This window comes from Vibrio sp. R-1 (assembly GCF_035615595.1).
Taxonomy (GTDB): domain Bacteria; phylum Pseudomonadota; class Gammaproteobacteria; order Enterobacterales; family Vibrionaceae; genus Vibrio; species Vibrio cholerae.
The window spans coordinates 1-23,242 of record NZ_WPDC01000054.1; the positions used below are offsets into that span (position 1 = coordinate 1).

At 49.5% G+C, this 23,242-nt stretch carries 21 protein-coding genes; 8 read left to right on the plus strand and 13 right to left on the minus strand.

Features of this window, described 5'->3' with window-relative positions; genetic code table 11:
* Positions 1-71 precede the first annotated feature (71 nt).
* Positions 72-1,142, minus strand: coding sequence for an LPS export ABC transporter permease LptG (lptG, locus tag GOU96_RS11905; RefSeq protein ID WP_000472779.1), 1,071 nt, complete (start codon positions 1,140-1,142; stop codon positions 72-74).
* 3 nt (positions 1,143-1,145) lie between these two features.
* The gene (lptF, locus tag GOU96_RS11910) at positions 1,146-2,246 is read right to left on the minus strand and encodes an LPS export ABC transporter permease LptF (RefSeq protein WP_000587735.1); all 1,101 of its coding nucleotides are present in this window, start codon (positions 2,244-2,246) and stop codon (positions 1,146-1,148) included.
* 193 nt (positions 2,247-2,439) lie between these two features.
* Here lptF and pepA point away from each other — a divergent pair, with 193 nt between their 5' ends.
* The 3 genes from pepA to GOU96_RS11925 all read left to right on the plus strand — a co-directional run bounded on the left by pepA (position 2,440) and on the right by GOU96_RS11925 (position 7,439).
* Entirely contained in the window at positions 2,440-3,951 is a 1,512-nt protein-coding gene (gene pepA, locus GOU96_RS11915) for a leucyl aminopeptidase (protein WP_000397171.1), read from the plus strand.
* An 83-nt stretch (positions 3,952-4,034) separates the two neighbouring features.
* Entirely contained in the window at positions 4,035-4,484 is a 450-nt protein-coding gene (locus GOU96_RS11920; RefSeq protein WP_001141706.1) for a DNA polymerase III subunit chi, read from the plus strand.
* Positions 4,485-4,577: 93 nt separating this feature from the next.
* Positions 4,578-7,439 carry a valine--tRNA ligase gene (locus GOU96_RS11925; RefSeq protein ID WP_114735137.1) on the plus strand — a complete coding sequence of 954 codons (2,862 nt, stop codon included), beginning with the start codon at positions 4,578-4,580 and terminating at the stop codon, positions 7,437-7,439.
* A gap of 83 nt (positions 7,440-7,522) precedes the next feature.
* Here GOU96_RS11925 and GOU96_RS11930 read toward each other — a convergent pair whose 3' ends face one another.
* The 3 genes from GOU96_RS11930 to rapA all read right to left on the minus strand — a co-directional run bounded on the left by GOU96_RS11930 (position 7,523) and on the right by rapA (position 12,283).
* Positions 7,523-8,500: a D-2-hydroxyacid dehydrogenase gene (locus tag GOU96_RS11930; protein WP_267782600.1), complete on the minus strand. Its 978-nt coding sequence runs from the start codon at positions 8,498-8,500 to the stop codon at positions 7,523-7,525.
* 39 nt (positions 8,501-8,539) lie between these two features.
* A complete protein-coding gene (locus GOU96_RS11935) occupies positions 8,540-9,277 on the minus strand; it encodes a pseudouridine synthase (RefSeq protein WP_001251797.1) in 738 nt (245 codons plus the stop codon).
* 96 nt (positions 9,278-9,373) lie between these two features.
* The gene (rapA, locus tag GOU96_RS11940; protein WP_033932925.1) at positions 9,374-12,283 is read right to left on the minus strand and encodes an RNA polymerase-associated protein RapA; all 2,910 of its coding nucleotides are present in this window, start codon (positions 12,281-12,283) and stop codon (positions 9,374-9,376) included.
* Positions 12,284-12,704: 421 nt separating this feature from the next.
* On the opposite strand from rapA, the gene GOU96_RS11945 reads away from it, so the two are divergent.
* The 5 genes from GOU96_RS11945 (at position 12,705) to GOU96_RS11965 (ending at position 17,387) form a co-directional block, all read left to right on the plus strand.
* Positions 12,705-14,081 (plus strand): PhoH family protein, encoded by a 1,377-nt coding sequence (locus GOU96_RS11945; protein WP_000502884.1) that lies wholly within the window; start codon positions 12,705-12,707, stop codon positions 14,079-14,081.
* Positions 14,082-14,230: 149 nt separating this feature from the next.
* Positions 14,231-15,235, plus strand: coding sequence for an ornithine carbamoyltransferase (gene argF / locus GOU96_RS11950; RefSeq protein ID WP_267782597.1), 1,005 nt, complete (start codon positions 14,231-14,233; stop codon positions 15,233-15,235).
* Between the two features lie 249 nt (positions 15,236-15,484).
* Complete coding sequence (gene pyrB / locus GOU96_RS11955) at positions 15,485-16,414, plus strand: aspartate carbamoyltransferase (RefSeq protein ID WP_000013853.1); 930 nt, start codon at positions 15,485-15,487, stop codon at positions 16,412-16,414.
* Between the two features lie 11 nt (positions 16,415-16,425).
* On the plus strand, positions 16,426-16,893 hold the full coding sequence (gene pyrI, locus GOU96_RS11960; protein WP_000032502.1) for an aspartate carbamoyltransferase regulatory subunit: 468 nt from the start codon (positions 16,426-16,428) through the stop codon (positions 16,891-16,893).
* A 104-nt stretch (positions 16,894-16,997) separates the two neighbouring features.
* The gene (locus GOU96_RS11965; RefSeq protein ID WP_000170061.1) at positions 16,998-17,387 is read left to right on the plus strand and encodes a RidA family protein; all 390 of its coding nucleotides are present in this window, start codon (positions 16,998-17,000) and stop codon (positions 17,385-17,387) included.
* Between the two features lie 80 nt (positions 17,388-17,467).
* Here GOU96_RS11965 and GOU96_RS11970 read toward each other — a convergent pair whose 3' ends face one another.
* The 8 genes from GOU96_RS11970 to mlaF form a co-directional block, all read right to left on the minus strand.
* Positions 17,468-18,196, minus strand: coding sequence for a 1-acylglycerol-3-phosphate O-acyltransferase (locus GOU96_RS11970; protein WP_000561039.1), 729 nt, complete (start codon positions 18,194-18,196; stop codon positions 17,468-17,470).
* A 78-nt stretch (positions 18,197-18,274) separates the two neighbouring features.
* Positions 18,275-19,534, minus strand: a complete 1,260-nt coding sequence (gene murA / locus GOU96_RS11975; RefSeq protein ID WP_000410586.1) for a UDP-N-acetylglucosamine 1-carboxyvinyltransferase — start codon at positions 19,532-19,534, stop codon at positions 18,275-18,277.
* Between the two features lie 7 nt (positions 19,535-19,541).
* A complete protein-coding gene (gene ibaG, locus GOU96_RS11980; RefSeq protein WP_000376481.1) occupies positions 19,542-19,796 on the minus strand; it encodes a BolA family iron metabolism protein IbaG in 255 nt (84 codons plus the stop codon).
* Positions 19,789-20,118 (minus strand): STAS domain-containing protein, encoded by a 330-nt coding sequence (locus GOU96_RS11985; protein WP_000019311.1) that lies wholly within the window; start codon positions 20,116-20,118, stop codon positions 19,789-19,791. The genes ibaG and GOU96_RS11985 overlap by 8 nt, the downstream gene beginning before the upstream one ends.
* Entirely contained in the window at positions 20,115-20,753 is a 639-nt protein-coding gene (gene mlaC, locus GOU96_RS11990; protein ID WP_000265517.1) for a phospholipid-binding protein MlaC, read from the minus strand. Before mlaC ends, GOU96_RS11985 begins: the two co-directional genes overlap by 4 nt.
* Before the next feature lie 3 nt (positions 20,754-20,756).
* On the minus strand, positions 20,757-21,248 hold the full coding sequence (gene mlaD, locus GOU96_RS11995; protein WP_019827279.1) for an outer membrane lipid asymmetry maintenance protein MlaD: 492 nt from the start codon (positions 21,246-21,248) through the stop codon (positions 20,757-20,759).
* Between the two features lie 2 nt (positions 21,249-21,250).
* On the minus strand, positions 21,251-22,027 hold the full coding sequence (gene mlaE, locus GOU96_RS12000; RefSeq protein ID WP_001887761.1) for a lipid asymmetry maintenance ABC transporter permease subunit MlaE: 777 nt from the start codon (positions 22,025-22,027) through the stop codon (positions 21,251-21,253).
* Positions 22,028-22,031: 4 nt separating this feature from the next.
* On the minus strand, positions 22,032-22,835 hold the full coding sequence (gene mlaF / locus GOU96_RS12005) for a phospholipid ABC transporter ATP-binding protein MlaF (protein ID WP_267782593.1): 804 nt from the start codon (positions 22,833-22,835) through the stop codon (positions 22,032-22,034).
* Positions 22,836-23,242 lie beyond the last annotated feature (407 nt).

Sequence of the window (23,242 nt, forward strand, 5' to 3'; positions counted from 1 at the left end):
TATTCACCTTCCTCTTTTGATTTTGAGATTGCCACTCTGACCAAAATAAGATTTTTTGGGGGGGATTGGGGTTATAGCTTTCTACCCAATAGCCCTAACGCGATGGCCAAGAAAACTAAGCTTGGCGCTAGCGCACCAAACAATGGCGGTAATCCATACACCAAACTGAGTGGGCCAAAGAACTCACTTGAGATGTAGAAAGTAAATCCGGCAATGACGCCAGATAAAATCCGCGCCCCCATGGTGACGCTACGCAATGGGCCAAAAATGAACGACAGCGCCATCAACATCATCACCGCAATCGAGATCGGCTGAGTCACTTTGCGCCACAAAGCCAACTCATAACGCGATGAGTCTTGCTCTGATGCTTTTAAGTAATGCACGTAATCGCTTAAGCCTGTGAGAGATAGCTCTTCCGGCTTAACCGTCACTACGGCAAGTTTGTCTGGAGCAAGAGAGGTTCGCCAGCGGTACTCAGGCAACGATTCTTTACTGATCTCGATGTCATTCACCAAACGGGTCAATACTGCATCTTTCATCAGCCATTCATTGTTAGCAACGTAATCGACTTGCTCAGAAAAAATCACCGTACTCAGTTTTTTATTTTCGTCAAAGCGCCACAGATTCAATCCATACAACTGTTCGTTTTCAACTTTGGCGATAAAGATAAAATCATTCGCATCCCGTGCCCAAACCCCAGTACGCACCGACATAATCGCACCACCCGAGGTGGCAAATGCGCGCATATCACGTGCCATTTTTTGCGCTTGTGGTGCGCCCCACTCTCCGAGCAAGGTGACAATAATCATCAGCGGAATGGCGGTTTTAAGAACGGAAAGGCCGATATCAAGCTTAGAAAAACCAGCAGCCTGCATCACCACCAATTCAGAGCTGGAAGCTAACGCCCCCAAACCAATCAATGCGCCCAATAGAGCCGCCATCGGAAAAAACATTTCCACATCACGAGGAATACTCAGCACCACAAACAGCAAGGCTTGCAATAAATCGTAACTTCCCTCACCCACTTTACGGAGCTGCTCAACATATTTGATGATGCCAGAGAGGCCAACAAAGGTAACCAGTACCAAGGCTGTCGTAGCAACAATAGTGCGGCCGATATACCAATCAAGAATTTTAAACACGACTTAAGCTACCTTTCTCTGTTTCCATCGATCTTTAAAACGGCGCACAGGAATGCTATCCAAGGTGTTGACCATCAGCGCAGCCAACAGCAGTGCGGCATTAATTGGCCACAAGCCAATGATAACCGGCAGTGAACCGTCTTCAATCGCTGATTTGGTCGCACTGAGCGCAAGGAAATAAGTCAAATAGATCAAAATAGCGGGTCCCATTTTGGCAAAACGTCCTTGACGAGGGTTCACCGCGGAAAGAGGGACAACCAACATAGTCAACAGTGGAATACACACTACGAGAGAGATTCGCCATTGTAATTCGGCTTGTGCTCGGCGATCCGCATTATTGAGCAAGCTTAAGGTTGGCAGAGCTTCCCAATCACGTTCAGCCGATTTCACTTCACGTTGGCCGATCAAGCCGTCGTAAGAGTCGAAGTTAGTGATCATGTAGTCGACTCGGGTAGGTACGCCTTCATAGCGAGTGCCGTCATAGAGAGTAATGATCTGACGGCCATCACTCAGCTCTTTAACATCGCCCGAGTGAGAAAACATCACGCTGGGTAAAATCGAATCTCGTGGTGCTAACTGCGCCACAAACACGTTATACAATTTACGATTTTCAATATTGTCGATGAACACCACCGAAGAGCCATCTGGCGAACGTTGGAAGTGGCCTTTTTGCAGCAGATCGACACTGTTTTCTGCCGCAAACTGCTCCATTAAATGAGCTTCTTTATCTTGGCTCCAAGGCGCGAGCCACAGCGCATTAAAAGCCGCCACAGAAGCCGTAATCAAAGCCAAATATAAGGCGGCACGGATCAAAAACTTGTTACCGATCCCAGTCGCATTCATGACGGTTATCTCACTCTCCGCATACAAACGGCCGAAAGTAAGCAGAATACCGATGTACAGGCTAAGTGGCAGCATTAATAAGCCCATTGCCGGCATATTCAATCCAACGATGGATAAGATCATGCTGGTAGGAATTTCACCGTCAGAGGCCTCTGCCAAAACACGGATAAATTTCTGGCTGAGAAACACTAAAAACAGCACGAAGAAGATCGCAAACTGGCTTTTTATTGTTTCTCGGATCAAATATCTAACAATAATCACGCTGAAATTACCTATGCAAAACTTGTTTTTTTGATTGAATCACTATAATTTCCCGATGAACCTTTTATTTTTTGAATAATTTCGCTAACGGTTAGGTTGCGCATGCAAAAGGTCGATCCTTCATGGGATCCAGCAAGTAAGAGCGCATTATCTACCATTTAGTTCTATTTGTCTTCAGGATGTAGGAGTACGCATGGAGTTCAGTGTTAAGAGTGGCAGCCCTGAGAAACAGCGCAGCGCATGTATCGTTGTTGGGGTGTTTGAACCACGTCGCCTTTCTCCAGTCGCAGAACAGCTTGATAAAATCAGCGACGGCTATATTAGTTCACTGCTACGTCGCGGTGATCTAGAGGGTAAACCGGGGCAGATGCTACTGCTGCATCAAGTACCCGGTGTGTTGTCTGAGCGAGTACTGCTCGTCGGTTGCGGTAAAGAACGCGAACTGGGTGAACGTCAGTACAAAGAGATCATTCAGAAAACCATCAATACCTTAAATGAAACTGGCTCTATGGAAGCAGTCTGCTTCTTGACCGAGTTGCACGTCAAAGGTCGCGATACCTATTGGAAAGTGCGCCAAGCGGTTGAAGCCACCAAAGATGGTCTGTACATCTTTGATCAATTCAAGAGCGTAAAACCAGAAATCCGCCGCCCACTGCGTAAATTGGTATTCAACGTTCCCACTCGCCGTGAATTGAATCTTGGTGAACGCGCGATTACCCATGGTCTGGCTATTTCATCAGGTGTAAAAGCTTGTAAAGATTTAGGTAATATGCCGCCCAACATCGCAAACCCGGCTTACCTCGCCTCTCAAGCTCGTCGTCTGGCTGACGATTACGAGAGCATCACCACCAAAATCATTGGTGAAGAAGAGATGGAAAAGCTCGGCATGGCTTCTTATCTTGCGGTCGGTCGTGGCTCACGCAATGAATCCATGATGTCGATCATCGAATACAAAGGCAATCCAGATCCTGAAGCCAAACCCATCGTATTGGTGGGTAAAGGTCTGACTTTTGACTCAGGCGGTATCTCACTCAAACCGGGTGAAGGTATGGATGAGATGAAGTACGACATGTGTGGCGCAGCATCGGTATTCGGCACCATGAAAGCGATTGCCAAACTCGGCCTACCACTTAACGTGATTGGTGTATTGGCGGGCTGTGAAAACATGCCAGGCAGCAATGCTTATCGTCCGGGTGACATTCTGACGACGATGTCAGGTCAAACCGTGGAAGTGTTAAACACCGATGCAGAAGGCCGTTTAGTTTTGTGTGACGTACTGACTTACGTTGAGCGCTTTGAGCCTGAATGTGTGGTCGATGTAGCCACCCTAACTGGTGCGTGTGTGATTGCTTTAGGCCATCACATCAGCGCGGTGATGTCGAACCACAACCCGCTGGCACATGAGTTGGTGAATGCCTCTGAGCAATCGAGCGATCGCGCATGGCGTCTGCCACTGGCTGATGAATACCATGAGCAGCTCAAGAGCCCATTTGCCGATATGGCAAACATTGGTGGCCGCCCAGGTGGCGCCATTACTGCAGCTTGTTTCCTCTCTAAATTTGCTAAGAAATACAACTGGGCACACTTAGACATCGCAGGTACTGCATGGAAATCGGGTGCCGCGAAAGGCTCAACCGGTCGTCCTGTCTCGCTACTAGTCCAATTCCTGCTTAATCGCAGCGGTGGCCTAGACGCTGAAGAGTAATCGCAAAAGGGCCTTCGGGCCCTTTTTCATTACTAGACCTCAACTACCGCCACAGGCGTGGTGATTGTTTGCAAGAGACCAAGATGCCTACCGCAACTTTTTACCTGATTTCCCCAGATTCTGCTCAAGCAACGCCAGAAGGCTTCGCGCAGTACGTGCTGTATTTGACGCGTCACTTTGCCGCGCAAGGCGCTCGCATTTATCTGCAATGCCAAGATAAACCACACGCCGAGCAGCTAGCTGAGCGATTTTGGCAAATCGAACCCGAACAGTTTTTAGCGCACAATCTGGTGGGTGAAGGTCCCAAATCCGGTACCGCGATTGAGATAGGTTATGTGGGCGTTTCCCCCTCTTGGAATCGTCAACTGGCAATAAATTTGGCGGATAATCAGACAACCTTTGCGCGTACCTTTACCGAGGTGGTAGACTTCGTGCCCTGCGCAGAAAATGCCAAGCAGCTGGCGCGCGAGCGGTATAAACTCTATCGACAAGCAGGTTATCAGCTGCAAACTGTTGAGATTCAGTATCCATAACCGTCCATCCTTATAGTTAAGCTCTCTTATCCAAGAGAACTCACTTATAGCGATAGACTGAATTAACCATCACAGCATCCATTAAAGAGCACTATGGAAAAGACATACAACCCAACATCAATCGAACAAGCTCTGTATAAGACTTGGGAAGAGCAAGGCTACTTTAAGCCTCACGGTGACACATCAAAAGACGCGTACAGCATCATGATCCCGCCACCGAACGTCACTGGCAGCCTGCACATGGGTCACGCCTTCCAAGACACCATTATGGATACTCTGATCCGTTGTCAGCGTATGAAAGGTAAAAATACCTTGTGGCAAGTGGGTACTGACCACGCGGGTATCGCCACTCAAATGGTGGTTGAGCGTAAGATCGCTGCAGAAGAAGGCAAAACTAAGCACGATTACGGCCGTGATGCGTTCATCGACAAGATTTGGGAATGGAAAGCAGAATCTGGCGGCACCATCACTAAGCAGCTACGTCGTCTTGGCGCCTCTGTCGATTGGGATCGTGAACGCTTTACAATGGATGATGGCTTCTACAAAGCCGTGCAAGAAGTGTTCGTGCGTCTCTACAAAGATGATTTGATCTACCGCGGTAAGCGCCTAGTTAACTGGGATCCAAAACTGCACACTGCGATCTCCGATCTGGAAGTGGAAAATAAAGAGACCAAAGGTCACATGTGGCACTTCCGCTACCCGCTAGCCGATGGCGTGAAAACGGCAGATGGTAAAGATTACATCGTGGTTGCCACCACCCGTCCAGAAACCATGCTCGGCGATACGGGTGTTGCGGTTAACCCAGAAGATCCTCGTTATAAAGATCTGATTGGTAAAGAGATCATTCTGCCAATCGTCGGTCGTCGCATCCCAATCGTGGGCGATGAGCACGCCGATATGGAGAAAGGCACGGGCTGTGTAAAAATCACCCCTGCGCACGACTTCAACGACTATGAAGTCGGCAAGCGCCATAACCTGCCGATGATCAACATCTTCACTTTTGATGCCAACATCCGTGATGTGGCAGAAGTGTTTAACACCAAAGGTGAAGCAAGCGATGTTTACAGCGGCGATCTACCAGCGAAATACCAAGGCATGGAGCGTTTTGCTGCGCGTAAAGCGATCGTGGCGGAATTTGAACAACTGGGTCTACTGCAAGAAATCAAAGATCACGACCTAACGGTTCCTTACGGCGACCGTGGTGGTGTGGTGATTGAGCCAATGCTGACTGACCAATGGTACGTTCGCGCAGGTATTCTGGCCAAACCAGCGGTTGAAGCGGTAGAAAATGGCGATATTCAATTTGTACCAAAACAGTACGAGAACATGTACTTCTCTTGGATGCGTGACATTCAAGACTGGTGTATCTCTCGCCAACTGTGGTGGGGTCACCGCATTCCAGCTTGGTATGACGAGCAAGGCAATGTGTTTGTTGGTCGTAACGAAGAAGAAGTGCGTGCAGAAAACAACATCGCGGCGGATGTTGCTCTTCGTCAAGATGATGACGTGTTGGATACTTGGTTCTCTTCTGCACTGTGGACCTTCGGAACACTAGGCTGGCCAGAAAAAACGCCAGAGCTAAAAGTCTTCCACCCAACCGATGTTCTGGTTACAGGCTTTGACATCATCTTCTTCTGGGTGGCGCGCATGATCATGATGACCATGCATTTCTGTAAAGATGAAGATGGTAAAGCGCAAGTTCCTTTCAAAACCGTGTACGTAACGGGTCTAATCCGTGACGAAAACGGCGATAAAATGTCGAAATCGAAAGGTAACGTGCTTGACCCAATCGATATGATTGATGGTATTGATCTTGAGTCTCTGGTCGCGAAGCGCACCGGCAACATGATGCAGCCACAACTGGCAGCGAAGATCGAGAAAAACACCCGTAAGACGTTTGAAAACGGCATCGAAGCCTACGGTACTGACTCACTACGTTTCACTCTAGCGGCCATGGCGTCAACCGGTCGTGACATCAACTGGGATATGAAGCGTCTAGAAGGTTACCGCAACTTCTGTAACAAGCTGTGGAACGCAAGCCGTTACGTGCTGATGAACACCGAAGAGCAAGATTGCGGTTTTGCAGCCGGTGCTGAGCTTGAATACTCACTGGCCGACAAGTGGATCGAATCACAGTTCGAGCTGGCTGCGAAAGAGTTCAATGGTCACATTGATAACTTCCGTCTGGATATGGCAGCCAACACGCTGTACGAATTCATCTGGAACCAATTCTGTGACTGGTACTTAGAGCTGACTAAGCCGGTTCTGTGGAAAGGCACCGAAGCTCAGCAACGCGCGACCCGTCGCACGCTGATCACCGTACTAGAGAAAACGCTGCGTTTGGCACACCCAGTGATCCCTTACATCACAGAAACCATCTGGCAAAGTGTTAAACCACTGGTGGATGGTGTGGAAGGCGACACCATCATGCTGCAAGCGCTGCCTCAGTACGATGCGGCAAACTTCAACCAAGAAGCCTTGGATGATATTGAGTGGGTGAAAGCCTTTATCACTAGCATCCGTAACCTGCGCGCTGAATACGACATCAACCCAGGTAAGCCTCTGGAAGTCATGCTGAAAGCGGCGAATGAGCAAGATGCCGCGCGTATCGAAGCGAACAAGCCAGTGCTGGTTTCACTGGCCAAGCTCGAAAGCATTCGTGTATTGGCGGATGGCGAAGCGACACCGGCGTGTGCAACCGCACTGGTTGGCAAATCTGAGCTGATGATCCCAATGGCCGGTCTGATTGATAAAGACGCTGAGCTGGATCGTCTGGCCAAAGAGATTGCTAAGACGCAAGGTGAAATTGCGCGCATCGAAGGCAAGCTGGGTAACGAAGGTTTCGTGGCGAAAGCACCAGAAGCGGTAATCACCAAAGAGCGTGAAAAGCTCGCGGGTTACCAAGAAGCGCTGGTGAAACTTGAGCAGCAGAAAGCGACTATCGCGGCGCTGTAAGCCAAGCTTTTCATAGAAAAAGTCGATAAAAAAAGGCAGCGATTTAATTTCGCTGCCTTTTTGTTTTAGCGATGATATTGCCGCTAGACGACTCGATTTTTCGCTTCACCACGCATAAATGCACTGATATTGTCGATCAAGATAGTCGCGAGTTGTTGTATCGAGGAATCACTGCCCCACGCCACATGCGGTGTCAGCAGAAGATTGGGCAAATCACGGTTGGCAATCAGTGGGTTATCCATATCCGCAGGCTCAGCACTAAACACATCCACCCCAGCCCCAGCAATTTGACGTCTTTTCAGCGCATCCACCAGCGCCTGTTCATCCACTAAACCGCCGCGCCCAGTATTGATCAGCAGAGCATTGGGCTTCATCTGCGCCAATTCCGCTTCTGAGATAATGTTTCGCGTTTCATCCGTTAGCGGACAGTGCAGTGATAGCACGTCCGACTGCGCCAGCACTTGTTCAAATGGTGTGTACCCATCGCGGCATTCCACCTGACCTTTACGTTCAGCCAACAGCACATGCATACCTAATGCGCGAGCCAAATTCGCCGTCGCTTGGCCTAATGCACCACTGCCGATAATGCCCATGGTGGAGCCCGCAATATCGCCGATAGGATGCGTGAAAAAACAGAACTGCTTATGGCGCTGCCACTCTCCGGCCGCAATATCATTGTGATAACCGATAAGATTACGTCTTAGAGCAAACATCATGGCGATCACATGCTCTGGTACGGAGCGCGTGGCATAGCCTTGCACATTACACACCGCGATATTCAGGTCACTACACGCCTGCAAATCGACGTTGTTGGTGCCCGTGGCAGAAATGGCGATCAACTTGAGCTTAGGCAACTGAACCAGCATTTCACGGGTGAGTACCACCTTATTAGTGATAACGATATCGGCCGCTAAGAGGCGCTCAACCACTTGGTGAGGCTCACAAGCATCATACTCAACCCAATGGTGTTCAAAAGGCAGAGCAGGTAAGGGGATATGGCGCGGAATGGTCGCGCGGTCGAGAAAAACGACCGTAGGCAAAGAAGTAGTGGGTAGTGACATGCTGACTCCGGGTCTGATTATCCGCTACCCACAATAATATTAGTCTTGGGATAGCTTTTTATAGTCCGGTAATTTTCGCTCAGGATCGAAATGCTGCAAAATCTGCTCCTCGGCTTCGGGATAGAAGTCACAAGGGACAAATAAAGTGCGCAGCCAATGACTACGTGGATGGTAGAAACAGAGCTCCGCAGCGTGCAGTTGCAGACGATCGGCAAACTCGACAGCTTCTTGTGGCGCGTAAAGATCATCACCAACAATCGGATGGCCGAGCGATTGCATGTGCACACGCAGCTGATGAGAGCGTCCAGTGATCGGAATAAGGCGTACCACTGTGGTTTTCTCTTCTCTCTTTACGACTTGATAGCGCGTCAGAGAATCACGTCCCTCTTCAAAACAGACTTTCTGTTTCGGGCGGTTTGGCCAATCACAACACAGCGGCAAATTCACTTCGCCTTCATCTTGCTCCATCACACCCCATACGCGGGCATAGTAGATTTTATGAGTGAGACGATACTGGAACTGCTTCTTCAACGCCGATTCCATATGTTTGCCTTTCGCAAACAGGATCAGCCCAGAAGTCGACATATCCAAACGGTGGACGACCTTCACATCAGGGCAGTAATCCACCAAACGAGCCCACATACTGTCGTAGTGCTCAACAGGTCGCCCAGGAACAGATAACAAACCAGAAGGCTTGTTGGCTGCGATGATGTGTTCATCCTCATAAATCACATCAATCCACGGATCCTTAGGCGGATTGTACTCGGTCATTGCCATCGCTATCGTCTCGTATCACAAAAAACGGCGCATTATATACGCAAAATGTCGCCAACAGGGAATAAAACAAGGCCCTCGTTTTGAGGGCCTACGTCATCAGTTGTGTGCCACCACAATCAAACGCAGTGAATCCAGCTGATACTGCGCCTGCGCAATATAGCCAGTCAGCTCTTTGATTTGCTGATCCAGCACTTCGATCTCTTCATCACGAATGTTCGGGTTAACCGCTTTGAGTGCTAGCAAACGCTCCAACTCGCTGTTGAGGCTCTGCTGCATATCACGCTGCGCTTGTTCACGAATCGCGCTCACTCGCGGCTCAACCGCGGCTTCGCTTGCCGTAATCAAACGATGAACATCATGCTGTACTGAGCTCACCAGCTTGCTGGCCAAATGACGATTCACTGGGCTGAGCTGACGGTTAAAGCTTTCAAACTCCACTTGCGAAGAGAGATCATTACCGCGTGCATCCATCAGAATTCGGATTGGAGAGACTGGCAAGAAGCGGCTGATACCACTGCGTTTCGGCGCTTGGGCATCCACCACATACACCAGTTCCAGCAAGATGGTCCCCACTGGTAGCGCTTTGTTTTTCAAAAGCGACACTGCGCAAGTCCCCACCCCTTCACTCATCAGCAAATCAATGCCACCTTGCACCATGGGGTGTTCCCAACTGATGAAGTGCATATCTTCACGCGACAGTGCGGTGTCACGATCAAAGGTAATGGTTGCGCCTTCATAAGGGAGACCCGGATAGCTTGGCACCATCATGTGTTCAGCAGGAGTGACCACTAGAGCATTCTCGCCACGATCTTCCTGATGCAGACCAATCGCATCAAACAGGCTCAAGGCAAAAGTCACCAGATTGGTATCGCCATCGGTTTTCGCGATCTGCTCAGCAATCTGCTGCGCTTTTTCGCCACCGTTAGAATGCATTTCCAGCAAGCGATCACGCCCCACTTCCAGCTGCGACTTCAGTGTTTTGTTGAGCTTGGCTGACTCTTCGATGATCACTTCCAGCTCTTCACCGCCACCGGCGGCCAGAATGGGGATTAAACGCTCAGCGAAGGCATCATACACCGCACGACCCGTTGGGCAGGTTTCCGCAAAGGCATTCAAACCTTCTTGAAACCAACGCGCCAAAATCGCTTGTGACGTTTCGGTCAGATATGGCACGTACACATCGATATCACGTTTTTGGCCGATACGGTCCAAACGTCCGATACGCTGCTCTAGCAAGTCTGGGTTGAACGGCAGATCGAACATCACCAACTGGTTAGCAAACTGGAAGTTACGGCCTTCAGATCCGATTTCACTACAGATCAGTACCTGCGCGCCGCCCTCTTCTTGGGCAAAGTAAGCGGCGGCTTTGTCACGCTCAATGATCGACATGCCTTCATGGAATACCGTTGCACGAATGCCTTCACGCTCACGCAGTGCCTGCTCTAGCTGCAAGGCGGTACTGGCACGTGAAGCGATGACGAGGATCTTCTCGCTGCGTTTGGCTTTGACTTTTTCGAGCAGCCAGTTGACGCGTGAGTCAAATTGCCACCAGCTTGACTCCTCGCCTTCAAACTCTTGGAAAATCTCTTCTGGGTAGAGCATTTTCATCGCGCGCGCTTCTGGCGTCAGTTTACCGCCGAGCATGCCCGCAACACGCATTGACGTGGTGTATTGAGAAGGAATCTCCAATGGCAGCAAATGCACATTACGCACTGGGAAGCCTTTGATAGCGGCACGCGTGTTACGGAACAGCACGCGACCAGTACCGTGGCGATCCATCAGATTGTCAATCAGCTCTTGGCGCGCCAAAGCAATTTCGTCCTCGCTGGCGTGGCTTTCCAACGCTTTAAATAGCGGCTCGACATCCTGCTCAGACAGAAGCTCAGTGATTTTGTTTTTCGCTTCATCACTCAGCTTCTCACCGCTGAACAGCGCAGTGACCGCATCGGCAACGGGTGCGTATTGCTCTTCTTCTTTAACAAAGGCTTCGTAATCGTAGAAACGATCCGCATCCAGCAGGCGCAGACGAGCAAAGTGGCTTTCACGGCCTAACTGCTCAGGGGTTGCGGTCAATAGCAGTACGCCCGGCGTTTGCTCTGCGAGCGCTTCAATCACTTGATATTCGCGACTTGGCTTTTCTGGGTGCCACTCAAGATGGTGAGCTTCATCGACGACCAACAAATCCCATTCCGCTTCCAAGGCTTGTTCAAAACGCTGGCGGCTTTTACGCAAGAAATCGAGTGAACACAGTACATACTGCTGAGTTTCAAATGGGTTATCGGCCTCGCTAAAGGCTTCCACACAGCGCTCTTCATCAAAAATCGAAAAGTGCAGGTTGAAACGGCGCATCATCTCCACCAACCATTGGTGTTGCAGCGTTTCAGGAACCACAATCAGGATGCGCTCGGCACGCCCGGTCAGCACTTGCTGATGGATGATCATGCCCGCTTCGATGGTTTTACCCAAACCGACTTCATCGGCTAACAATACGCGTGGCGCATGACGACGACCGACTTCATGGGCAATGTACAGCTGATGCGGGATCAGCCCAGCGCGCATACCACACAAGCCACGCATTGGGCTTTTGTGCTGTTGATATTGATTGGTAAGAGCGCGATAACGCAGCACAAAGTTGTCCATGCGATCGATTTGACCGGCAAACAACTTATCCTGCGGTTTATTAAAACGAATTTGGTTACTGAGGAAAATTTCACGCAGCGCGACACCGCTTTCTTCGGTATCCACTCGCGTACCTAGATAGGTGTAGACGCCTTGGTCTTCCACCACTTGTTCAACTTGTAACGACCAGCCTTGCTGACTATCCACCACATCGCCGACATTAAAGATCACACGGGTGACCGGCGCATCTGAACGTGCATACACACGATTTTCTTCCGATGCTGCAAACATCAAGGTCACTGTACGCGCATCAAGCGCCACCACAGTACCTAACCCGAGATCACTTTCCGTATCGCTTATCCAGCGTTGCCCTAAAGCAAATGACATGAATGGACTACCTCATCAAATAGCGTTGCAGAGAATTTTTACACTTCACTTCAGCCAGCTTTTTATTATGGATGCTGGCCGCTTTGAGTGCAGAAAAAGGCCGCTAATCTTACTTGATGGCGTGATACAGGTCACGCCCATTCCCCGCCGTTACGCGCTTTTTTTTCTACAGCTTTTGGGTGACATCAAATTGTCAAAAATGAGTGGCATTTGTTAACAAGATGATTGCTATACTCAGGTTGAAGGCGCGGTGTTTGTGTCAAAAAAAGATTGGCACAAAGCCTGCAAGTTCAAACAGAGAGTATCAACACGGGTTTGCAGCAAGTCGACAATGATCGTAACGCTCACCTGAACGTACGATCCTACAGGCCGCTTGTGAACATCCACGATAAAGCATGCTACATGTAGCAAGGAGCCGCTTATGGGCGATACCGATCGGAAACTGTTTGTACTGGATACCAATATCCTACTCCACGAACCTCTCGCGATTTACTCTTTTAAAGAGCACGACGTGGTCATCCCAATGACCGTTCTTGAAGAACTTGACCGAATCAAAGACAGCAAACGCGATGTGGCGCGCGATGCACGCGTAGCGATTCGGGCTTTGGAACACTTATTCCACGATGCCACTCCCGAAGAAATCACCGAAGGGATCCCGCTTTCTAAGCAAGAGGGCGCAACAGGAACCATCTCGATCCTCGCCGATTATGAACTGGATGAAACCGTCAAAGCCTTTACCGATAAAGAGGGCGATAACCGGATCCTCAATGCCGTGCTTTACCTGCAAGCTCAGCGTACACCACGCGCCGTGGTGCTGGTGACTAAAGACATCAACATGCGTTTGCGCGCCAAAGGTGCAGGCGTGTTGTATGTGGAAGACTACCGCACCGACCAACTGATTGATGATATTCAATATCTGACCAAGGGCTTCCAAACTCGTCCCGGAAGTTTTTGGGACAGCGTGGAAGATGTCGCGAGCTACACGCTCGGTGGCAAAACCTTCCATAAGCTGGATCGTGCGCCGTTCGATCCAACCTTCCTCAACCAATATGTCATTGATGAAGACAGCGACTTTGCTGCGCGGGTCGAAACCATCGATGGCGATAAATTGACGCTGCGCGATCTGAGCCGTGAACGCATGATGCATCGCAAAGCGTGGGGCATCACCCCCAAAAATATCTACCAAGGGATGGCGCTGGACGCACTGCTCGATCCGGATATCGATCTGGTGATCCTGACCGGTGCGGCGGGCAGTGGTAAAACTTTACTGGCGATGGCGGCAGCGTTGGAGCAAACCGTCGAGCGCAAAATGTTCGATAAAATCATCGTCACTCGTAACACCCCTGATATCGGCGAATCGATTGGCTTCCTGCCCGGCACGGAAGAGGAAAAAATGATGCCGTGGCTCGCTTCCGTCACCGATACCTTAGAAGCGCTGCATAAAAATGATCACTGTACCGATGGCTCGCTCAAATACATCTGCGATAAAGCCAACATTCAGTTTAAATCGATCAACTTTATGCGTGGTCGTTCAATCCAAAACGCCTTCGTGCTGCTCGATGAGTGTCAAAACCTCACCGCCTCGCAGATCAAAACCATCATCACCCGCTGTGGTGAAGGCACCAAGATTGTCTGCTCAGGTAACTTAGCGCAGATTGACTCTCACTATTTAACCCCTGTCACCTCAGGCCTTACCTACATGGTTGAGCGCTTCAAAAACTTTGAAGGCAGCGCCAATATCCACCTCAATGGCGTAGTACGCAGCCGTTTGGCTGAATTCGCCGAAGAGAATTTATAATCACTTTTGGCGAGATGTTATGTGCATCTCGCCCCACAAAATCTATCCTCCCTTGCCTTTTCTTTATTTAATTTAAAATATTTATTCACTTTTATAGCATTTTCATGCTTTACTAGCCGCAACTGGAATCGCCAAACGAGGATAGGGAAATGGCTTTCAATTTACGTAACCGCAACTTTTTAAAACTGCTCGACTTCACCCCAAAAGAGATCCACTTCTTGCTGGATCTGTCTGCCGAGCTAAAACGCGCCAAATACGCAGGCACCGAGCAGAAAACCCTGCAAGGCAAAAACATTGCGTTGATCTTTGAAAAGTCATCGACCCGTACTCGCTGTGCTTTTGAAGTGGCGGCGTTTGATCAAGGTGCACAAGTTTCTTACATCGGCCCTTCTGGCTCGCAAATTGGCCATAAAGAGTCGATGAAAGATACCGCGCGTGTTCTAGGCCGCATATACGATGGCATTCAATATCGCGGCTTCGGCCAAGAGATTGTTGAAGTGCTCGGACAATACGCGGGGGTGCCAGTGTGGAATGGCTTAACGGATGAGTTTCACCCCACGCAGATCTTGGCCGATCTTCTGACTATGCAAGAGCACGGACGCGGTAAACAACTGCATGAAATGAAGTTTGCTTACCTTGGCGATGCACGCAACAACATGGGCAATTCCCTGATGGTGGGCGCAGCCAAAATGGGCATGGATATTCGCTTAGTCGCGCCGAAAGCTTACTGGCCAAACGATACCTTAGTGGCAACCTGCCAAGAGATTGCCAAGCAAACTGGAGCCAAAATCACTTTGACCGAAGAGGTTCAAGAAGGCGTAAAAGGCTGTGATTTCCTTTATACCGATGTATGGGTTTCCATGGGCGAAGCCGCGGATGCTTGGGATGAGCGGGTTGCGTTAATGAAGCCATATCAAGTCAACATGGATGTCATCAAAGCAACAGGCAATCCACAGGTCAAATTCATGCACTGCTTACCGGCATTCCATGATGACCAAACCAAAGTAGGCCAAGAGATTGCGGCCAAATACGGCATGCAAGGATTGGAAGTCACCGAAGAGGTGTTTGAGTCAGAATACTCGATTGTGTTTGATGAAGCGGAGAATCGACTACACACTATCAAGGCGGTGATGGTCGCCACTTTAGGCCAATAACGTGCCACTGATTTAATATCCCTGACTCTGTGATGTAATCGCTTGCGCTCACAGCCTTTCGGCGTATAATGCCGACCGTTTGTCTGAGGGGTAGCCAATGAAATTTGCACAGCGTGCAGCTCAAAGCAGTGTCCATCGTAGTAAGCAAATTGGCTTACTGGCCTCACTGTTTTTCCCCTCATCGATTTGTTAAAGCCTCCCTAATGGGGGGCTTTTTTATGGCTGTTAGAAAATATAGGGAAGACGATCATGGCGAATTCGCTTTACCAAAAGCACATCATCTCCATTGCTGAACTCTCACGCGCTGAGTTGGAGTTGATTGTGAAAACCGCAGGCCAACTGAAGGCACAACCAAATCCAGAGCTGATCAAGCACAAGGTCGTGGCCAGCTGTTTCTTTGAACCTTCCACCCGTACTCGCCTCTCATTCGAGACAGCAATCCAACGTATCGGTGGCAGCGTGATTGGCTTTGATAACGGCGGCAACACGTCACTGGCGAAGAAAGGCGAAACCCTAGCCGATTCAGTACGCGTCATCTCCTCTTATGTTGATGCTTTTGTGATGCGTCATCCGCAAGAAGGTGCCGCGCGTTTAGCGTCTGAATTTTCTAACGGCGTCCCAGTGATTAACGCAGGTGATGGTTCAAACCAACACCCATCGCAAACCCTGCTCGATCTCTACTCCATTTTCGAAACCCAAGGCCGCCTCGACAACCTCGATGTTGCATTCGTCGGTGATTTAAAATATGGCCGCACCGTGCATTCGCTGGCACAAGCGCTGGCTAAATTTGATAACAACCGCTTCTACTTTGTGGCACCGGAAGCCCTAGCGATGCCAGACTACATCTGTGAAGAGCTGGATGAAGCTGGTGTGAAATACCAAGTGTTCAGCGATATGGAAAGCGTGATCCCAGAGCTGGATATTCTGTACATGACGCGTGTACAGAAAGAGCGTTTTGATGAGTCGGAATACGCACATATCAAATCGGCCTATATCTTGACTGCCGCTCACCTGAGCGATGCGCGCAGCAATCTCAAAGTGCTGCACCCACTGCCACGGGTGGATGAGATCACCACCGATGTCGATAAAACCCCACACGCTTACTATTTCGAGCAAGTTGAAAACGGAGTTTATGCCCGTGAAGCCTTGCTGGCTCTAGTTTTGAACGAATCGCTGTAAGGAGAGCAATCATGAGCAAAGAGACGAAATTACAAGTTGAAGCGATCAAAAACGGCACGGTGATTGACCACATTCCCGCCAAAGTAGGGATTAAAGTGCTGAAGCTGTTTGATATGCACAACTCCGCGCAGCGTGTCACCATCGGCCTCAATCTGCCTTCTTCTGCCCTCGGCAGCAAAGATCTGCTCAAGATTGAAAATGTGTTCATCAGTGAAGCGCAAGCCAACAAACTCGCGCTGTACGCGCCACACGCGACCGTAAACCAAATTGAAAACTACGAAGTGGTGAAGAAGTTGGCGCTGCAACTGCCAGAGCGCATCAACAATGTGTTTGCCTGCCCAAACAGCAACTGCATTTCACACAATGAGCCTGTGGAAAGCAGCTTCAAGCTTTCTGAGAAGAACAACGACATCCGCCTAAAATGCAAATACTGTGAAAAAGTGTTTGCGCGCGATGTGGTCACGGAAATCGAAGCTTAACCGCTGTCAGCAAGATAGGGATAAATGAGAGCTCGGCGCTTTACCTACCAAAGCTTTACAGGCAAACTGAACAGCGATTTTCGAACCACTAACGGATAAGAAAGATGACAAAAGTTCTGCATACTGACGCGGCCCCAGCTGCCATTGGCCCATACATTCAAGGTGTTGATCTTGGCAACATGGTACTGACGTCTGGTCAAATCCCAGTGAATCCAACCACAGGTGAAATTCCTGCGGATATCGCTGCGCAAGCTCGCCAATCACTGGATAATGTGAAAGCCGTGGTTGAAGCCTCTGGCCTAACCGTCGGTGACATTGTGAAAATGACCGTATTCGTGAAAGATCTCAACGACTTCGGCACAGTAAACCAAGTGTACGGCGCATTCTTTGATGAGCATAAAGTGGCGCACTACCCAGCGCGTTCTTGTGTTGAAGTGGCACGTCTGCCAAAAGATGTGGGCATCGAAATCGAAGCGATCGCAGTACGCAAGTAATCCATTTTATTGGATCTCAAATACCAAAAGGGTTGCCAGTGGCAACCCTTTCTTTTTATTCGTTTCGATCAAAACTGCGGCTAGGCTTTACGGTTCAGCTCAGCAACTTCGGCATCCAACTGTGCCAGTTTGGCTTTCATCAGATCATAACAGTGCTGTGACAGCTCGCGGATATTCTCTTTGCTGTAGCCTTCGGTGCTGATGGGAGGCAACACTTCGACAATCACATGGCCGTTGTTCCAACGGTTGAATTTAAGCTTATCGGTCGAGCTACACACGATAGGAATAATCGGCACACCCGCACCAATTGCCGCATGGAAAGCGCCCGCTTTAAACGGCAATAAACCGCGACCACGCGAACGCGTACCTTCCGGAAACATCCACACCGAAACATCGCTCTGTTTCATCGAATCAACCACTTGATCAATGGTGCCTTTGGCTTTGGCTTTGTTGGCGCGATCAATCAGGATATTGCCCGTCAACCAATAGAGCTGACCAAACAGTGGCATCCACGCGAGACTTTTCTTACCGACGGTGACCACTTTTGGCGTTACCGCTTTAGAAACGGTAAACAGATCCCAGTTATTCTGGTGGTTAGCAATATAAATGTGCTGACCACGCTGATCGACATCGGCCGGAGCGCGGTATTCAAGCTTAATGCCGAACACTTTCGACATCGCCGCAAACTGCTTACCAAAGGTATAAACATGCTTAGGGTTACGTGGACTGAACAAACAGTAACCGCAGCCAAACACAAACATATAGACAGCGAACACTGCCACTGCCAAGATTCGCAATAACGCAATCATGCAACTTCTCCGAAGGCACTGGAAGAAAAAGGCCGAAACCCTTGGATTTCGGCCCATTCATGAATGAGGAGTTTAACGCTAGTCGCGGAAACGCTCAATATTGGCACCAAGCGCTGAGAGTTTGTCCTCAATTCGCTCGTAACCACGATCAATGTGATAGATACGATCGACAATGGTTTCGCCTTTGGCGATACAACCCGCAATGACCAGACTTGCAGAAGCACGCAGATCGGTCGCCATCACTTGTGCTCCACTTAAACGATCGACATCACCACAAATCACAGTATTGCCTTCGATTTCCGCTTTGGCACCCATGCGCTTTAACTCAGGTACATGCATAAAGCGGTTTTCGAAAATGGTTTCGGTGATCACGCCACCGCCTTTCGCCATCATGTTCAGCAGTGTGAACTGCGCTTGCATGTCGGTTGGAAAACCTGGGTGCGGCGCAGTACGTACCGTAACCGCTTTGAGCTCACGCCCTGTCATATCCAAACTGATCCAATCTTCGCCACACTCAATCTCAGCCCCCGCTTCTTCAAGCTTAGCTAAGACCGCTTCCAATAGATGTGCATGAGTGTTACGGCAAACAATTTTGCCACGCGATACGGCAGCGGCGACCAAGAAGGTGCCGGTTTCGATGCGATCGGGAACCACAGCATGCTTACCACCGCCAAGACGTTCTACGCCCTCAATGGTAATGCTGTCCGTACCAGCACCAGAGATTTTCGCGCCCAGTTTATTGAGGAACATAGCTGTATCCACAATCTCAGGTTCACGCGCCGCGTTATCCAGTACGGTAGTGCCTTCTGCGAGTGTTGCGGCACACATGATGGTGATCGTGGCACCGACGCTCACTTTATCCATCACAATATGCGCGCCTTGCAAACGGCCATCAACGTGGGCTTTCACATAGCCATCTTCCAAGGTAATGGTTGCACCAAGCTGCTCCAAACCATGGATATGCAGATCCACAGGGCGGGCACCAATTGCACAGCCCCCCGGTAGAGACACTTGGCCTTGACCAAAACGCGCCACCAATGGACCTAAGGCCCAAATCGAGGCACGCATGGTTTTTACCAAATCATAAGGTGCGCAATATTGGTTGATTGGACCTGCGTCCACATGCACAGAGCCATTACGCTCAACTTTCGCGCCTAAACGCTCAAGCAGTTCCATAGTGGTATCGATGTCACGTAGGTGAGGCACATTGGCCACTTCAACCGGCTCTTCCGCCAAAATTGAAGCAAATAAAATCGGTAGGGCGGCATTCTTTGCGCCTGAAATGGTCACTTCGCCTTGGAGTGGCTGCGTGGACCCAATAACTCGAAACTTTTCCATAAAAACCTTAAAGGGACATCAACTTCTTATTGCGTGCCCACTCTTGTGGGGTAAACGTCTTCATTGTGACCGCGTGAATATCATTACGTTGGATGTAACCCATTAAAGGGGCATAAATCATCTGCTGTTTCTTCACGCGGCTCATATCGGCAAAACAAGCATCGACAGCGATCACTTCGTAGTGGCTGCCCTCTCCTTTGACATGAATTTCTTCGAGATTAAGAGCTTGTTGTAAAATTTGTTGGACTTGTGCGCTATCCACAATTCACCTCTGCTGGTTTGGCTATGTGTTGAGACATCAGATGTTCAATATTGCTCAACTGAAACAGTGTGCGCAGTTGTTCTGGCACGAAGCTGAGCATTATATGACAGTTTCTCACTTTTGCATGCTCTATTAAGTGAATTAGCAGCACCATTCCCGCAGAGTCAATTCTGACAACTTGTTGCAAAGAAAGCTCGATTTGCTTCACTTGCGGCTGCCAATTTTTGAGAAAGATCCACAATTTGGGTACCGTTTCTCGATCCAGTTCGCCAATTAAACTGAACTGGTGTTCATTCTCGGCAGACCATTGTGGATGACTCATTGCTTTTGACTCTCAAAACGGATCGGTTGATTCGCTAACTGTTCCAACTCTTTCGCTACCGCCAGAATACCTTCTTGACGAATTTTCCCGCTCCATTCCGACTGTTTGCTGGACAGTAAGCTGATGCCTTCAGCAATCATATCAAACGCTTTCCACTCACCCGATTTCTCTTGGCGCAGTTTAAATTCCAGTTTGATATTCGGACGCGGCGCATCAAGGATTTCCACTTTCACTGTAGTGATGCGGCGATCCTCTTCCAATGGCATTTCAGGCCCAAACTCAATGGTTTGATTGGTGTATTGGGTCAGCACTTGCGCGTAATTCGTCACCAAATAAGCGCGAAACGCTTTAACGAACTCCGCCACATCTTCACGTTTGGCCCCTTTAAGATTGGGCCCCAGCAGTTTAAGCGCCGCGTATTGTTCATTCACGTATGGCATCAACTCTTCTTCCACAATCACTTTGAGATACTGCGGATCTTGATGCACTTTGGGTTGTTCGTTTTTCAGACGATCAAACGACTTCTCAGCCACCGCTTTCATCATTTGATAAGGGTTGCTGGTATCAATGGTGGCCGCTGTCGCAAGCCAAGGCGTTAACAGGGTACTCGCGAGGAGTAGCGCTTTTTTCCACATCACTTATTCCTTTTTCTCTTTGTCTGATCCGCCACCCACGCTATACAGCACTTGGCCAATCAAATCTTCCAATACTAATGCGGATTTGGTGTCTTCAATGCGATCGCCCTCTTTCAGCATGGCTTCATCTTCAAACACAAATCCGGGCACTAAACTCAAATATTGCTCCCCAATCAAGCCTGACGTCAGGATCTGCAAACTAGAGTTTTCAGGAAACTGGTTAAACTGGCTGTCGATCGCCAAGGTAACTGTCGGTAATAGATTTTTCGGGTTCAGCGCGATCGACTCAACGCGTCCAACCACCACGCCTCCCACTTTGACTGGAGAGCGCACTTTCAAGCTACCAATATTGTCAAACTCCGCGGTCAGGCGATAAGTATTGCCGGAGCCAAGGCCTTTGACGTCAGCGACCTGAAAAATCATCACTAAAATCGCGCAAATTCCCGCGATGACAAAGCTGCCAACCCAAAATTCAATTTTTCGTGTTTGTTGCATGATCAGTTCCCAAACATCAATGCGGTTAGAACAAAATCCAGCCCAAGTACGGCCAGTGATGAGTGCACTACGGTGCGAGTGGTCGCTCGGCTGATCCCTTCTGAAGTCGGGATCGCGTCATAACCGTTAAACAGAGCAATCCAAGTCACGGTAAACGCAAACACCACACATTTGATGGTGCTGTTACCGATATCTTGGCCCAATTCAACCGAAGCTTGCATGGCTGACCAGAAACTACCGTGATCAATGCCTTTCCAATCCACTCCAACCAATTGGCCGCCCCAAATGCCGACCGCCATGAAAATCATTGCCAGCAGCGGCATGGAGATGACTCCCGCCCAAAAGCGTGGCGCAATAACGCGTTTCAGTGGGTCGACCGCCATCATTTCAAGGCTAGACAGCTGCTCGGTGGCTTTCATCAAGCCGATTTCGGCGGTTAAGGCAGAGCCCGCTCGTCCGGCAAACAGCAGTGCCGTGACCACTGGGCCTAATTCACGCAGCAATGATAACGCAACCATCTGGCCTAGGCTGGTTTCTGCGCCGTAATCGACCAAAATCACATAGCCTTGCAAGCTGAGCACCATGCCAATAAAGAGCCCAGAGACGATAATGATCGCCAGTGACTGCACACCAATGCTGTATAACTGGCGAACGAGGAGCGGAAAATGGCGAATCGGCTGCGGACGCCCAACCAGCGCACCAAACAGCATTAAGCTTGCGCGGCCAAAGGTTTCACTGACCGCCAGCGTGCGTTGCCCAACAGAGCTGACCCATCGCATCACATCATTTAGCACTAAACAGCTCCTGTTCTATCGGCTGAGCAGGAAAACGAAATGGCACAGGGCCATCTGCATCGCCGCATAAAAATTGTTGTACGCGCGGATCTGGATTGTCGCGCAATGCTTGAGGTGAACCTTGCGCAATCACCTTACCATCGGCCAACAGATAAACCCAATCCGCAATGCTCATCACTTCCGGTACATCGTGCGATACCACCACAGAGGTGACACCCAAGGCTCGATTAAGGTTACGGATCAGTTCAACCAGTACACCCATGGTGATCGGATCTTGTCCGACAAACGGCTCATCATACATGATGAGCTCAGGATCGAGTGCAATAGCCCTTGCCAGTGCGGCGCGGCGCGCCATACCGCCTGAAAGCTCACTTGGCATTAAATACGCGGCACCACGCAGTCCAACCGCCTCTAATTTCAGCAGCACCAAGGTTTTAATCATGACTTCATCAAGTTCGGTATGCTCGCGCAATGGGTAAGCCACATTGTCAAACACATTAAGATCGGTAAACAGCGCGCCTGATTGGAACAGCATGCTCATCTTCTTACGAGCACGATACAGTTTGCGGCGACTGAGGGTGGGAATATTTTCACCATCGAACCAGATCTCTCCCTGTTCTGGCAGGAGTTGACCGCCGATCAAACGCAGCAGTGTGGTTTTACCGATTCCCGAAGGCCCCATAATTGCTGTCACTTTACCTTTGGGGACATGCAGATCTATGTCATCAAAAATGACGCGCCGCGAGCGCGAAAAACGCAAATTTTTGATGGTGACTAAGTCAGATTGAGACATATGGGCACTTCACTGTTAGGTCGACATCCTGAAAGAATGCGCATGATAATGCACAATATGGTGCAATTAAAAGCACGCATCAATCCATGCTTGGGTTCTTGACCAAGAATTGTCAAAGTCGTTCAACTCATTTTGCGCCTAAAAACCCGATAAAAGTCTTCATCCAGCATAGTCGATAGCATGCCGACGACAACCTAGGAACAAGCTTTAAAGGCTGACGTTTACTGTGACAAACAGGCAAAATCGCAAGGGGATAAGGATAATTAATTGGAACTTCGACTTCCCTTTTAATACCCAACACGTCAAAATTGGCGGCCAATTCTCTGCCTAAATGGCTGAAGATGCCTGACCTTGCGTGAATTCGTCCATTGATGGAGGTGTTTGCCTTGCTCTAAGAGTCGAGACTC